This window comes from Streptomyces sp. NPDC020983, assembly GCF_044333485.1.
In the GTDB taxonomy this organism is placed as follows: domain Bacteria; phylum Actinomycetota; class Actinomycetes; order Streptomycetales; family Streptomycetaceae; genus Actinacidiphila.
In genome coordinates this window covers 46,134-59,853 of record NZ_JBIRRA010000019.1, presented here as the reverse complement: position 1 = coordinate 59,853, position 13,720 = coordinate 46,134, and the positions used below count along the sequence as shown (strand labels likewise).

10 protein-coding genes are annotated in these 13,720 nt (G+C 75.6%); 3 read left to right on the top strand and 7 right to left on the bottom strand.

Annotated elements, in window-relative coordinates:
- Positions 1-15 precede the first annotated feature (15 nt).
- The 3 genes from ACH4SE_RS32680 to ACH4SE_RS32670 are packed head-to-tail and all read right to left on the bottom strand — an operon-like array spanning position 16 to position 3,304.
- Positions 16-1,125, bottom strand: coding sequence for a prenyltransferase (locus ACH4SE_RS32680; RefSeq protein ID WP_398547166.1), 1,110 nt, complete (start codon positions 1,123-1,125; stop codon positions 16-18).
- Positions 1,122-1,883, bottom strand: a complete 762-nt coding sequence (locus ACH4SE_RS32675; protein WP_398547165.1) for a methyltransferase domain-containing protein — start codon at positions 1,881-1,883, stop codon at positions 1,122-1,124. Before ACH4SE_RS32675 ends, ACH4SE_RS32680 begins: the two co-directional genes overlap by 4 nt.
- Entirely contained in the window at positions 1,877-3,304 is a 1,428-nt protein-coding gene (locus ACH4SE_RS32670; RefSeq protein ID WP_398547164.1) for a glycosyltransferase family 4 protein, read from the bottom strand. The genes ACH4SE_RS32675 and ACH4SE_RS32670 overlap by 7 nt, the downstream gene beginning before the upstream one ends.
- A gap of 204 nt (positions 3,305-3,508) precedes the next feature.
- On the opposite strand from ACH4SE_RS32670, the gene ACH4SE_RS32665 reads away from it, so the two are divergent.
- Both ACH4SE_RS32665 and ACH4SE_RS32660 read left to right on the top strand, forming a co-directional pair.
- Positions 3,509-4,099, top strand: a complete 591-nt coding sequence (locus ACH4SE_RS32665; RefSeq protein ID WP_398547235.1) for a TetR family transcriptional regulator — start codon at positions 3,509-3,511, stop codon at positions 4,097-4,099.
- Positions 4,100-4,391: 292 nt separating this feature from the next.
- The gene (locus tag ACH4SE_RS32660) at positions 4,392-4,991 is read left to right on the top strand and encodes a LuxR C-terminal-related transcriptional regulator (protein ID WP_398547234.1); all 600 of its coding nucleotides are present in this window, start codon (positions 4,392-4,394) and stop codon (positions 4,989-4,991) included.
- Here the strand turns inward: ACH4SE_RS32660 and ACH4SE_RS32655 are convergent.
- From ACH4SE_RS32655 to lanKC, 4 genes are all read right to left on the bottom strand, one after another.
- A complete protein-coding gene (locus tag ACH4SE_RS32655) occupies positions 4,960-6,780 on the bottom strand; it encodes an ATP-binding cassette domain-containing protein (protein WP_398547163.1) in 1,821 nt (606 codons plus the stop codon). The two genes, ACH4SE_RS32660 and ACH4SE_RS32655, sit on opposite strands and share 32 nt — an antisense overlap.
- Positions 6,781-6,997: 217 nt before the next feature.
- A complete protein-coding gene (locus ACH4SE_RS32650) occupies positions 6,998-8,674 on the bottom strand; it encodes an ABC transporter ATP-binding protein (RefSeq protein ID WP_398547162.1) in 1,677 nt (558 codons plus the stop codon).
- Between the two features lie 667 nt (positions 8,675-9,341).
- Complete coding sequence (locus tag ACH4SE_RS32645; protein ID WP_398547161.1) at positions 9,342-9,458, bottom strand: SapB/AmfS family lanthipeptide; 117 nt, start codon at positions 9,456-9,458, stop codon at positions 9,342-9,344.
- A gap of 71 nt (positions 9,459-9,529) precedes the next feature.
- A complete protein-coding gene (lanKC, locus tag ACH4SE_RS32640) occupies positions 9,530-12,277 on the bottom strand; it encodes a class III lanthionine synthetase LanKC (RefSeq protein ID WP_398547160.1) in 2,748 nt (915 codons plus the stop codon).
- A gap of 588 nt (positions 12,278-12,865) precedes the next feature.
- Between lanKC and ACH4SE_RS32635 the strand changes: the two genes are divergently transcribed.
- Complete coding sequence (locus ACH4SE_RS32635) at positions 12,866-13,720, top strand: helix-turn-helix domain-containing protein (RefSeq protein WP_398547159.1); 855 nt, start codon at positions 12,866-12,868, stop codon at positions 13,718-13,720.

Here is a 13,720-nt window from a genome sequence, read left to right as displayed (position 1 = left end):
CGGGCGCCGGGCGGTTCAGCGGATCCGGGGCGGACAGCAGCCGGGCGCGAGGCCGTTCGGCAGCCGCTCCGCGCCGAAGACTGCGGTGGTCGCCTCGTCCCCCCCGAGTGCGGCCACCGCCAGCAGCAGCGCGCCCGCCGTCCAGGTGGTGCGCTCCACGGGCCAGTAGGCGTCGTCGTCGAAGACGTAGCCGGTCCAGTACAGGCCGTCGTCGGCCCGCAGGTGCTGGATGTCGGCGAGGATGCGCACCGCGCGGTCCGACTCCCCCACCGCCCACAGCGCCAGCGCCAGTTCGGCGCTCTCCCCGCCGGTCACCCACGGGTTGGGCAGCACGCAGCGCACCCCGAGGCCGGGCACCACGAAGCGGGACCAGCCCTCCTCGATCCTGGCCACCGCGCGCGGACCGCGCAGCGCGCCGGACAGCACCGGGTAGTACCAGTCCATCGAGTAGCGGGACTTGTCGAGGAAGCGCTCGGGGTGCCGGCGGATCGCATGGCCCAGCGCGCCGGTCGCCAGCTCCCAGTCCGGCTGCGGCTCCTCGCGGTGCTCGGCGAGGGCCAGCGCGCAGCGCAGCGCCTGGTGCACGGACGAACTCCCCGTCAGCAGCGCGTCGGTGACGACCGCGCCCGGTCCGCCGTCCTCACCGGCCGCCTCCCGCTTCCAGCCGATCTGCCCGCCGGGCTGCTGGAGCGCGAGCACGAACTCGACCGCCGCCGCGACCGTCGGCCACATCCGGTCGGCGAAGGCGTCGTCCCCGGTGGACAGGTAGTGGTGCCACACGCCGACGGCGACGTACGCGCAGAAGTTGGACTCGCGGGCCCGGTCGACCGGGCGCGCCGGGTCGCCGTCCTGGTAGGCGGCGAACCACCCGCCGTCCGGCTGCTGGTGGCGGGCGAGCCAGGCGTACGCGGCCTCCGCCGCGTCCCGTTCGCCCGCGGCGTCCAGCGCCATGGCGGCCTCGATGTGGTCCCACGGGTCGAGGTGGTGGCCGGGGAACCACGGGATCGCCCCGTCCGGCCGCTGCGCGGCGAGCAGCGCGTCGACCGTCCGCCCGGCCTGCTCCGCCGTGAGCACGCCGGGCAGCACCAGCCGTTCGGTGCCGCGCCACCGCCCTGCCGTGGTCACGCGGGGGCGTCCAGCGACTCGTCGAACACCGCTGCCGCGTCCGGCAGCTGCGGCTTGGTCGCGTAGGCGACGAAGCTCTTGCCGATGAGCGGGTTGAGCGCCTGCTCGGCGAGCCGGGTGGCCAGCGGCTTCTTCACGATGTCCCACACCAGCAGCTTGTGGTAGAGCCGCACCGGCAGCGCCTTGTCGTTGTCGACGCCCACCGCGCACTTGATCCACCAGTACGGCGCGTGCAGGCCGTGCGCGTGGTGCGTGCCGTACGGGCGCAGGCCCGCCTCCCGCATCCGCTCCAGCAGTTCGTCGGCCCGGTAGATGCGGATGTGACCGCCCTCGACCTCGTGGTAGGCGTCGGAGAGCGCCCAGCAGATCTTCTCCGGCCCGTAGCGCGGCACGGTCACCGCGATCCGGCCGCCGGGCCGCAGCACCCGCACCATCTCGGCGAGCACGCCCTTGTCGTCCGGGATGTGCTCCATGACCTCGGAGATGATCACGACGTCGAAGCTGTCGTCGGGGAAGGGCAGGTGGTGGGCGTCGCCCTCCATGGCCGTCGCGCTCGCCCCCGCGGGGGCCTCGCCGGCCTCCCGCATCGCCGCGAACCACTTCGCGACCTCGCGGATCTCGTCGCCGTTGCGGTCCAGCGCGACGACCCGGGCGCCGCGGCGGTAGCACTCGAAGGCGTGCCGGCCGCCGCCGCAGCCGAGGTCCAGCACGCGGTCGCCCTCGGCGACGGGGAAGCGGGTGAAGTCGACCGTCAGCATGAGCTGCTCCCCTTTGCGGCTGCCCGCTCCGGTTCCGCACCGAAGGGGTGGTTGCTGTCGTCCCCGGGCCACGGGCCGGTGGCGGGCCGCACGCGCTCGGGCGGCGCCGGCCGCACACCGGGCGCGGCCCCTCGCCCCCGGAGGGCGCCCGCCGGCGCGAGCCCGCCCTGCGCGGCGATCGCCTCGCGGTACAGGTCCGCCGTCCGTGCCGCGGCGCGGGCCCAGGTGAAGTGGGCCAGGACGCGGGCGCGGCCCGCGGCCGCGAGGCGGCGGCGCAGGGCGGGCCCGGCGAGGGCGCGGTCGAGGGCCGCGGCGAGGGCGGGCGCGTCCCCCGGCGGCACGGCGAGGCAGGTCTCGCCGTCGGGCCCGGCGACCTCGGGGACGGCGCCGCCCGTGGTCGCGACCAGTGCCGTACCGGTCGCCATCGCCTCCGCGGCGGGCAGCGAGAAGCCCTCGTAGAGCGACGGCACGCACGCCACCTGGGCGCTGCGCAGGAGGCCGACGAGCTCCGCGTCGCTTATGCCCTTGACGAAGTCGACGGCCCCTTCGAGCCCGTGGCGCTCGATCGCCTCCGCGACCGGCCCCGCTTCGGGGCGCTTGCCGACGACGACCAGATGCGCCGCCGGGTGCGCCGCGCGGACCTTCGCGAGCGCCTCGACGAGGAACACCAGGCCCTTGAGCGGCACATCGGCGCTGGAGGTCGTGACGATCCGGCCGGGCACCTCGGGCACCGCCGGATCCGGGCTGAAGAGCGCGGTGTCGGCGCCGATCGGGACGGTGTGGACACGCTCGGGGCGTACGCCGAGATCGGCGGTGATCTCGGCGCTGGACGAGCCGGAGACGGTGAGCACGGAGGGCAGCCGCCGGGCCACCCGCTTCTGCATGCGCGTGAAGCCGTACCAGCGGCGGACGGAGGCGCGCCGCTTCCAGTCCTGTGCGGCGGCCAGTTCCAGCCGCCGGTCCACGGTGACGGGGTGGTGGATCGTGGTGACGAGCGGCATCCGCAGGCCCAGCAGGCCGTAGCCGAGCGTCTGGTTGTCGTGGACGACGTCGAAGTCGGCGCGGCGGGCGGCGAGGTGGCGGCGCGCCCGCAGGCTGAAGGTGAGCGGCTCGGGGAAGCCGCCGGTCCACATGGTGGCGACCTCCAGCGCGTCGATCCAGTCGCGGTACTCCCCGCGCGAGGGCGTACGGAACGGATCCGGCTGGCGGTAGAGGTCGAGGCTGGGCAGCTCGGTGAGGGTCACGCCCGCGCCGACCGCGTCGAGGACGGGGTAGGGCTGGGCGCCGATCACCTCGACGGTGTGGCCGAGCGCCGCCAGCTCGCGGGACAGGTGCCGTACGTAGACGCCCTGGCCGCCGCAGTACGGGTTGCCCTTGTAGCTCAGCAGCGCGATCCGCAGCGGTCTGGAATCTGCCGTCACTCCGGCCCCCTTCGCAGCGATTGAGCCGGAGCGTAACCGGTCGCGCTAATCTAGAACAAGTTTCAGACTCGATGGTACAGAGGGTGGATCACCCGGCAACCGGACGGCCCCCGCTGGGCCGGACGGCGGCCCCGGGAGCCTCCTGCGCGACGGACGGACGTGCCCATGGACCGCGTGACCGGTGGTGTGACCGGCGGGACCGGTATGACCGGCGTATCAAGTTTGTCCGGTTTGACCGTACGGCAGGAAGCGCGGCGGCGGCGCATCCTGGAGGCCAGCACGCGGCTCGCGGCCGGGGGCGGTTTCGACGCGGTCCAGATGCGGGAGGTCGCCGAGGAGTCGGGCGTCGCGCTCGGCACGCTCTACCGCTACTTCCCGTCCAAGATCCACCTGCTGGTCGCGGTCATGCAGGACCAGCTGGGGCGCCTGCACGGCACGCTGCGGGACCGCCCCCCGGCCGCCGCGACACCGGGCGAGCGGGTGGCCGAGACACTGCTGAGGGCCTTCCGCGCGCTGCAGCGCGAGCCGCTGCTCGCGGAGGCGATGGTGCGGGCCGTCATCTTCGCCGACCGCTCGGTGCGCGAGGAGGTCGACACCGTGTCGGTGCTGACCCGGGCGATCATCCTGGACGCGATGCGGCTCGGCGGTGAGCCGAGCGCGGAGTGCCTCTCGGCCGTCCGGGTGGTCGAGCACACCTGGCACGCGGCCCTGGTCAGCTGGCTGACCGACAGGGCGGCGGTGCGTCAGGTGCAGGCGGACATCCGGACGGTGTGCCGGCTGGTCCCGGCGGGCTGAGGACCGCCCGGAAGCCCCCGCGGGCGGGCACGGCCGGGGTCCCGGCCATGGCTGTCACCCACACGGGTGTCACCCACACGGGTGGCGCAAAACGTCGGGCGGCGCGCGCCCCCCGCGAGCACCTCATCCACCCCCATCCGCGCCCGAATGACGTGAATGTGGGTCCTCCCGGGGAAGCCTCCGGGGTAGGAATGGACCGCTCTCCTCCGGTTCCCGCCCCGGGAGCCGGTGTGCGCCGAGACGAGGGTAGGCCGAGTTGATACGCGTTCTGGTGGCCCATGACACCAAACTGATGCGGTCCGCGCTGGCAGCGCTGCTGGGCAACGAGCCGGATTTCGAGGTGACCGACGTGGGATGGCGCCAGATGGGTGAGCCGGGGCGATGTCCGGGCTCCCAGGTGTGCGTCGTGGACGCGGACTGCCCCGGCTGGCGCCGGCACACCGACCGCTACGCGGCCCCCGCCACCGGAGCGCCCAGGCCCGCGGACGGCGCCGCCGGCGGCGGCGCGTGCAGCGGGGTCATCGTGCTGACCAGCAGCGGCAAGCCCGGCAACCTGCGCCGCGCGTACGCCGCCGACGCGCTCGGCTTCGTCAACAAGGACCGCTCCGCGGACCGCTTACCGGCGGCCATACGCCAGGTCGCGGAGGGGAAACGGTTCGTCGACGAGTCGCTGGCCGTGGAGTTCCTCCAGGCCGCGGACATGCCGCTGACACCGCGCGAACTGAGCGTGCTGTCGCTCAGCGCGGAAGGCGCGTCCGTCACCGAGATCGCCCGCAGCCTGCACCTGTGCAACGGCACGGTGCGCAACTACCTCGCGGCGATCACCCGCAAGACCGGGGCGCGCAACCGGGTGGACGCGATCAGGATCTCCCGCTTCGCGGGCTGGGTGTGAACGGTCCCGTTCCCGCCACCGGAACGGGGTCAGGGGCCCACGCGGCGGCGAGGTCGCGGTAGAGCGGTGACAGCGCCGGCAGCTCGGCGTGCGGCGCGCACGCGGTGTGCGTGCCGTCCAGCACGAGCGTACGGGCGGCACGCCGCGCGGAGCTGATGCGGTGCGCGACCACGAGCAGCGTCGTCCCCGGCCGCGCCGCGAACGCCCGCTCCGCGCGGGCCTCGGCGTCCGGGTCCAGGTGGCAGGTCGCCTCGTCGAGCAGCACCACACGGCCGGGTGCGGCGTACGTCCGGGCGAGCGCGAGCAGTTGCCGCTCCCCCGCGGACAGGGCGGCCGGATCGACCCGGGCACCCGGCCCGCCCAGCGCCGCGACCAGCTCCCCCGCCCCCACCGCCGTGACCGCCTCCACGACGGCTGCTTCGGGAGCCCGCCCCGGCAGCAGGTAGCCGACGTTCTCCGCGACCGTCCCGCGGAAGACGTACGCCTCCTGCGGCACGAGGACCACCTCCCCGCGCACCCGCACCTCCCCCGCCCCGGGCCGCAGCAGCCCGGCCACCAGCCCCGCGAACGTCGACTTCCCCGCCCCGCTGGGCCCGACGACGGCCAGGTGCTCCCCCTCCCCGACGGCCAGGTCCACCCCGTCCAGCACCGGCGCGGCGCCCGGCCCGTACGCGAAACCGACCCCCCGCAGCTCCACCGCGACACCGGGCGGCGGGGCGGCCGCGGGGCCGCGCGGCACGGACGTTGCGCCCGGCTCCGGCGTCATCCTCACCCGCCCGTCCCCGCCCGCCGGGGCGGACCCCGCTGCCGCTGTTCCGGCCGGTACGGCATCCGCCTCGTCCGGTCCGCCCGCCGGCGGGGACAGGCGGGTGAGGATGACGCCCAGACGGGTGCCGGCCGCGCCCAGGGTGTGGACGAGGTTCTGCAGGGCGGGCTGGAGGGACTGCGTCAGATAGGCGAACGCGCCGAGCAGCGCGCCCGGTGTCAGGCGGTGCGAGGACAGCAGCCAGGGCGCCGCCAGCAGCAGCAGCACCAGCGGGAGCTGGCCGCCGACCGCGAGCGCCACGGCGCGCACCACCCCGAAACGGGCCAGCGACCGGGCGGCGTCCAGCGCCGCCCCGATCCGTTCCCCGGCACGCCCGGCGACCGCCTCGCGGGCCCCGCACGCCGTGACGTCCCGCAGCCCCGCGGCGAGCGCGCCGCACTCCTCCGCGACCGCCTCGTCCGCCGTGAGGTAGCGGTCCTGCCGCCGCGCCAGCGGGCGCAGCGCCGCCACGAACAGCCCGACACCCGCCACCAGCGGCGGCAGCACCACCAGCAGCAGCACGGGCGCCAGCGCGATCATCCCGGCCAGCGCGCCCGCCGCCGTGAAGGCGAAGGAGCGCAGCACCATGACGATGCCGCCGAACGCGTCCCGCGCGATCTCCACCTGGTGCGTGAGCCGTGAGACGACCGCGGAGTCCGCCGCCCGCCCCCCGGCGGCGGCCCGCACCGCGTCCCGCAGCCCGCGCCGTACGACCGCCCGCACGAGCCGGTCCCGCAGCGGCTCGACGAGCGCGGCGACCGCCCCGAAGACCCGCGCCGTCCCGTACGCCCCCGCGGGCACCCCCGCGGCCGCGAGCGCCAGCCACCACAGCCCGGTGCCCTCGCGCCCGCGCAGGAAGCCGTCGTCCATCGCGCGGGCGAGGGCGTAGCCGAGCAGGAACGTCTGCCCCGCCTCCAGCACGGACCACCCCAGCAGCACCGCGACGACCCCGCCCCGCCCCCGGAAGGCGTCCCGCAGCCGCATGCCGCCTCGGGAGGGCGCGCCCCTGCCCCGCCGGGCCCCCTCCGGGCCGCCGTCGGCGTGCGGCCCGGACGGGGCGGGGGGAGCGGACGGGGCGGACGGGGCGGACGGGGCGCCGTCACCACCGGCCGGGGAGCCGCGCGGCGCCTCACCCGGGTGGGGCACCGGGTGCCCGGGCCGGGGCGGCCGGGGGCCGCCCCCCTCCCCCGCGCGGGAAGCGCTACGCATCGGACGCTCCGAAGAGAGTGCGGTAGTCGGGATCCGGCCAGAGGGCGGCGTGCGGGGCCAGGGCGCGCAGGCGCCCCTCTTCCAGCCACGCGACGAGGTCGGCGCGGGCCGCGGTCGTGGCGCGGTGGGTGGTGAGCAGGCGCGTGCGGCGGGGACGGTCGCGGAAGAGAGCGCGGGCGACGCGCAGTTCGGTGACCGTGTCGAGGCTGGACGTCGCGTCGTCCAGGATCAGCAGCCGCCCCGGGTGGGCGAACGCGCGTGCCAGGCCCAGGCGCTGGTACTCCCCGCCGGAGAAGGGCGCCTGCGCGCGGGGGGTCGCGTAACCGGCGGGGAGCAGCTTCACGAAACCGTCCGCCTCCGCGGCACGCGCGGCCTCCTCGACCTGCTCGCGTGGCAGGGGGCGCGGCCCGAAGGCGACGGCGTCCTCGATCGTGTCCCCGAACAGCACCGGCCGTTCGAAGGCGTAGCCGACCGCGTCACGCAGCTCGTGCTCCGCGAGATCCGGCAGCGGGCAGCCGTCGAGCAGTACCGTGCCGGCGTCCGGGTCCGCCAGCCGCCCCGCGATCTCCGCCAGCACCGACTTGCCCGCGCCCGAGCGGCCCACCACGGCGACACAGCTGCCGCCCGGCACGGTCAGATCCAGCCCGTCCAGCACCGTCTCACCGCCCCGGCGCGCGGTCACGTCCCGCAACTCCAGGGTGCCCGGCCCCCCCGGCGGCAACGCCCGCCCCCCGTACGCCGGTACGGGCTCCGCCAGCACCCCGGCGACCCGCGCCGCCGCGGCCCGGCCGCGCACCAGCGCGCCCAACTGGCCGACGACCACCCCGATCCCGGTCGCCAGCAGCACGTAGCGGCCCGCCGCGAGGAGGTCGCCGGGGCTCAGCGCGCCCTGCGACAACCGGACGCCGCCCACCGCGAGCACCGCGATCTGGAGCAGCGGCACCAGCACCATCGCCTGGGCCGTCGCCCGGCCCTGCACCCGCCACATCGCCCGCCCGTGCACGCCCAGTTCGGGCAGCGGCCCGAGCACGCGGTCCGCCTCGCGGCGCTCGGTCCCGGCCGCGGCGACGGTGCGCGCCCCGCCGAGCGCCTCCACCAGCAGCGTCGCGATCCGGCCCTGCGTCTCCTGGTAGCCGGTGATGCAGTTTGCCGACGCGCGGGCGAAACGGTGGACCAGCAGCGTCAGGAGCGGGGCGCCCGCGAGGAAGACCACGGCGAGCCACAGGTCCGTGAGGGCCAGCGCCACGATGCCGCCGATCGGCGCGGCCAGCGCCGCCGGGAGGGCGGCGGCCGCCGCGGGGGTGCCGGCGGCGTCGGCGGCGTTCCCGACCAGCCGCGTGACGAGGTCGCCCTCGCCGTGCCGGGCGGCGGCGCCCGGACCGGCCGCGAGCACGTGCCGCAGCGCGCGGCGGCGCAGGAACGCGGTGGCCCGCGCCGTCGTCACACCCGTGAGCAGGTCCTCCGCCGCGGCGGTGGCCGCCTGGGCGGCGACGATCGCCGCGCACAGCACCACCCAGCGGGTCGCGGCCTCGCCGCGGAGCAGCAGGTCCAGGGCGTGGCCCAGCGCGGCGGGCAGCCCCACCGCTCCCGCGGCGGAGACGACCCCCAGCGCCCCCAGCGCGGTGACCCGCGCCCCGTCCCGCCGCGCGGCGGCCGCGATGAGTCCCATGGCCTCTCCCTTCGGACGCGGTGTGCTGCGCGGTCTCGCTGCGGGTGGGGCTTACTCGCGCCGTTCCCCGCGCCCCCGAAGGGGTGCCACGTGCGGTGGCCGTACTGCCGTCCCCCCGGTGGGGGCTGAGCGCGCCGTTCCCCGCGCCCCTGAGGGGTGCCACGTGCGGTGGCCGTTCTGCCGTCCCCCGGCGGGGGCTTGCTCGCGCCGTTCCCCGCGTCCCCGAAGGGGTGCCACGTGCCGTTGCCGTACTGCCGTCCCCCCGGCGGGGGCTGAGCGCGCCGTTCCCCGCACCCCCGAAGGGGTGCCACTTGTCGTGGCCGTACTGCCGTCCCCCCGGCGGGGCTTGCTCGCGCAGTTCCCCGCGCCCCTGAGGGGGTGCCACTCGCCGTGGCCGTACTGCCATCCCCCCGGCGGGGGCTGGGTGCGCAGTTCCCGCGCCCCTGAGGGGGTGCCACTCGCCGTGGCCGTACTGCCGTCCCCCCGGCGGGGCTTGCTCGCGCAGTTCCCCGCGCCCCTGAGGGGGTGCCACTCGCCGTGGCCGTACTGCCCCCCGGGGGCCGGGAGCGGTGCCGCGTGCGGGCGGGGGCAGCCCCCCGGGGGGTGCGGGGACGGGGACGGCCCCGGGGGCGGTTGGGGCCGCCGCCCGGGGCCGCCGCCGCACTGGCTAGAGGCAGACGAGGAAGCTCACGGAGCTGACGCAGCTCAGCAGGCTCAGCGAGCTGGCGGCGCCGCCGTTGGTGTGGTTCTCGGTCTCCATGTTCTGCAGGTCGAGGAGCGCCATGATGTGTCCCTTCGGTAGGTGGTGCGTGGATGGGTGGTGCGCGGTCCCGGCCGCGAACGGCCGGGCCCGGTTCAGGAGCCGCCCGTGAAGGGCGGGAGGAAGGGCAACCCGGCGGCGGCGCCGCCGGTCGCGGCGCCCAGGGCGAGCAGGCAGCCGGCGGTGCCGGTGCCCAGGTCCATGGAGAGCCGCATCATCTGGTTGCCGGGGAAGGCGAGCCCGCCGCCGTACGGCATGCCGTACCAGCCGAGCGCGCCGGCCTGCTCGGCGAGGGCGCCGGCGGGCACGGGGGTGCGGGTGCGCGCGAGGTGCAGGAGTGTCCCGGCCCGGCCGGAGAAGAGGCCGGGCTGGGCGTAGAGCCGCAGGGTGGCGGCGCGCACGATGTCGGTGCGGGCCTGCTCGAAGCGGACGGCCTCGTCGGGTGTGAGGGTCCCGGCCTGGCGGGCGAGCGGCAGCAGGTCGTCGAGGACCATGCCGATACCCGCGCTGCCGTCGCCGAGGTAGGGCATGGTGCGCCAGCCCTCGTCGACGTCGAGGCCGCCCGCGGCGGTGTGCACGCAGCGGTCGAGGTCGAGGGAGAGCGCGCGGGCGGCGTGCACGAGCAGGCCGCGCGCGCCGGTGCGCTCGAAGAGGCGGACGAAGAGCAGCGCGGCGCCGGTCGCCCCGTGCATGAGTCCGGCGCGCGGGGTGCCGCCGGAGAGCCGGGCGGCGACGATGCCGGCGGCTTCGAGGGCTCGGTCGTGCAGCGAGGCGTCGCCGGTGCTGCGGGCGAGGTGGTCGAGGACGAGGCCGAGACCCGCGAGGCCGCCGTGGAGGTCGGAGGCGAGGTGCTGCCACTTCTCGGCGAGCAGGGTGCGGACGAGGTCGAGGGCGCGGTCGCTGTGGCCGAGCCGGTCGAGGACGTACGCGATCCCGGCGATGCCGTCGTAGAGGCCGAGCGGTGTGCCGTTCGGGGGTGGGGCGGTGCGGTCCAGCAGCCACCGTTCGCCCTCGGGGTAGCGGGGCAGCCCGGTTTCGGCGAAGGCGAGCAGGACTCCGGCGGCGCCGTGGGCGATGCCGAGGCCGCCGCCGTCGCCGAACTGCGCGATGTCGCCGGGGAAGAGCCGGTCGTCGCGCTGCGGTGTCGCGGAGGCGAGGACGGCGCGCCCCATGGCGTCCCGGGCGGCCGGCCAGTCCGCGACGTCGACGGGCAGGTAGCCGGACGCGCCGTCCGCCCCTTGCGCGGGAGCAGCCGCGTGCTCCCCGCCGGCCCGTTCCCGCGCGGACGGCCCCGCCGTCGCCGTCCCGCCCGGTGCGGGGACGCCCTCGCCGGTGCCCACGTCCCGTGTGATCTCCCGGACGGCCTCCGCCAGCCATTCGGCGGGCACCGGGAACTGCCCGGCGATCACCTCCGCGAGGTGGGCGGCCTTGGTGCGGTCGATGGGCAGGAGCGTGGTGACGGGGAGGAAGAGGGCGAGGCGCAGGCACGCCAGGGCGTAGTGGTCGACGGCGAAGCCGCGGCGGTCGGGGGGCGCCATGAAGCCGGGGTGGGCGACGGACTGGCCGCGCCCGTCGCCGGCGTCGGTGGCGGCCTCGAAGTCGAGGAGGCGGACGGACTCGTCGTCCGGGCCGACCATGACGTTGTACATGTGCAGGTCGTTGACGACGAGGCCGCGCGCGTGGACCGCGGCGACGGCCCGTTCGACGCCCTCGTGGATCCGCAGCGCCCAGTGCGTGTAGCCGGCGACGGCCTCCGGGTCGGGCTCGGGCGTGAGCAGCGGGTGGCGGTGCCCGAAGTAGCTGTTGAGCGGCTTGCCCTCGAGGAACTCCATGACCAGGAAGCGGTGGTCGCCGAGGGTGAACCAGTCGCGTACCTCGGGCGCGACACCCGTCCCGCCGAGCGCGCGCAGCACGTCGCGCTCGCGCTCCAGACGGGTCACGGCGTCGGCGCCGTCCGAGGCGAGTCCGGCGTGCGGGCGGCCCTCCTTGAGGACGACCTTCTCGCCGGTGCGGGTGTCGGTCGCGGTGTAGACGCCGCCGCCGTTGGAGAAGTGCAGCGCCTTCTCGATGCGGTAGGGGAGTTCGCCGACCGTCGTGGCGTTGCGCGCTTCCAGGTGCGGCCGCAGGAAGTCCGGCAGCGTCACCCACTCGGGTACGTGGAAGGCGGGCGCGCGGCTGTCGGGGACGAGCCGGCCCTCGCCGTCCTCGATCGCGGAGACCAGGGTGCCGTGCTCGCCGACGCAGAAGCGCTTCGCGAAGGCCCCGTAGCGCACGTAGAGCGGCCCCTCGCGCCAGCGCAGGTCGGTGAGGATGTACGGGCCGGGTTCGCCGTCGAGGAGTTCGCCGAGTTCTTCGAGGATCTCCCGCAGCTGTTCCTCGCCGTCCGGGTAAATGGTGACGAACTTTCCGCTGGTGTCGCGCCCGGCGTATTTGGAGTTGCGCAGGTGCAGCAGCTGCGGGCTGGGCACGAATTTAAACGGAATGCCGCGCGGAACGCAGTGGTCCCACACCTTGGCGGCCACCTTGTCGGCGTTCCCGAGGGCGGCGGAGACATGGATCTTCCAGCCCTGGAGGGGGCGCCCGGCGCCCTCGGCGCCGGCCCCGGCACCCGGATCGAGGTGCATCCAGTCCCCGACCCGTACGGTGCGCCAGCCGGCCGGCACCTCGCGCTGCGCGGTCTCGAAGGCGGCGACCGGCGTCCGGACCGGCTCCGCTCCCGAGACCGCGCCGGCCACCGCGCCGGATGCCGAAGCGGAATCGCCGGACACGGCCATGGGAAGCCGGTCGAGGCTTTCGTAGAAATGCCGGTCCGCGAGGCAGAAAACCTCGTAGCGGTTGTCCATCGATCCCCCTTGTGGCGGTGACGGACACGAGATTTCCATATCGGCGGGCACGCGGAGAAGTCACCGTTGTCACCTCCTGGCCGTGCGGAACGCACGGGTCCGGCGGGCGCGCCGGCGTAGTCCGCGGGGCCCCCGGGAGGCGGCCGCCGGCGGCTTCCGGTGGTCGCCCGGCCGCACTGCCGCGGCGGGTGTGCGTACCGCCCGCGGCGGGCGTGCGGTTCGGCCACCGGCGGCGAATTGCCGGGGGGCAGCGGGCGCCGGAGCCGCCGCGGCGCCAACTCCCTTTCGCCACAGGGGCGTCAACCGGCCGCCCGCCGGAAACGACGCCTGTCCGGCTGATGTTCCGCCGCCGCCCGGGAGCCGTCCGGCGGCCGCCGGGGCCCGCGTCGCGCGAAAAGACCACGGCAACCCTGCACCCTGTCAACAGCCTTGCCTCAAAAGGGAGTTGACTGGGCGGGCACACCTGGACCGCCGAACCATTTGGGGCAATACTGCCCCTCTGCAACCTTGTCGCCGAAATTTCCAGAAACGATCTGGACCCGGCGTGAGCGGAACGGCACACTCGAACCAGAGTCAAGAAGGGACACCATGCCGCTCAGAAGCACCGCAACCGCCCGTCAGGAGCGCCTCGGTGCGGAGCTACGGAAGATGCGCGAGGCAGCCGGAATCACGGCCCGCGACACCGCCCGTCTGCTCGGCACCGACCCGGCCAAGGTCAGCCACATCGAGGCCGGTCGGCTCGGCGTCAGCGAAGAGCGGTTGCGGCGCCTCGCGTCGTTCTACCAGTGCGGTGACGAGGCCCTCATCGACGCGCTCGTCGTGATGGCCAACGGCATCGGCCGCAAGGGCTGGTGGGAGGCGTACCGGGGGGTCGTGCCGGCCCCCCTGCTGGACATCGCCGAGCTGGAATTCCACGGCACCGCGATGCGCACCGTCCAGATCACCCACATCCCCGGGGTGTTCCAGACCGAGGACTACACCCGCACCATGTTCAGCAACACCGTCCTGCCGCTGCCGCAGGCCGAACTGGAGGCGCGCATCGCCCACCGGCTCGAGCGCAGCAGCATCCTCTACCGCGACTCCGCGGCGCCGTACGAGGCGGTCGTCCACGAGGCGGCGCTCCGGATGGGCTACGGCGGCCCCAAGATCGCCCGCGCACAGCTCGACCACCTGCTGGAGCTGAGCCACCTGCCCCGGATAAGCGTCCGGGTCGTGCCCTTCTCCACCCACGCGTACTTCAGCTCCGGCCACGTGCACCTGTACGTGTGCGGCGCCGTGCCCGCCCTCGACACGGTGCAGATGGACTCCTCGCCCGGCCCGATCTTCCTGCACGCCGCGCCGCACCTGGCCAACTACCGCGTCATCCACCAGCGTCTCGCCGCGACCGCGCTCGACGAGTCCCAGTCGCGGGACTTCATCCTCGCCGTCTCCCGAGACCTCTGA

Excerpts from the sequence above, each read along its gene's own strand:
- ACH4SE_RS32675 (WP_398547165.1), bottom strand. The coding sequence starts at position 1,883 with ATGCTGACGGTCGACTTCACCCGCTTCCCCGTCGCCGAGGGCGACCGC.
- ACH4SE_RS32665 (WP_398547235.1), top strand. The coding sequence starts at position 3,509 with ATGACCGGCGTATCAAGTTTGTCCGGTTTGACCGTACGGCAGGAAGCG.
- ACH4SE_RS32660 (WP_398547234.1), top strand. The coding sequence starts at position 4,392 with ATGCGGTCCGCGCTGGCAGCGCTGCTGGGCAACGAGCCGGATTTCGAG.
- ACH4SE_RS32655 (WP_398547163.1), bottom strand. The coding sequence starts at position 6,780 with ATGCGGCTGCGGGACGCCTTCCGGGGGCGGGGCGGGGTCGTCGCGGTG.
- ACH4SE_RS32650 (WP_398547162.1), bottom strand. The coding sequence starts at position 8,674 with ATGGGACTCATCGCGGCCGCCGCGCGGCGGGACGGGGCGCGGGTCACC.
- ACH4SE_RS32645 (WP_398547161.1), bottom strand. The coding sequence starts at position 9,458 with ATGGCGCTCCTCGACCTGCAGAACATGGAGACCGAGAACCACACCAAC.
- lanKC (WP_398547160.1), bottom strand. The coding sequence starts at position 12,277 with ATGGACAACCGCTACGAGGTTTTCTGCCTCGCGGACCGGCATTTCTAC.
- ACH4SE_RS32635 (WP_398547159.1), top strand. The coding sequence starts at position 12,866 with ATGCCGCTCAGAAGCACCGCAACCGCCCGTCAGGAGCGCCTCGGTGCG.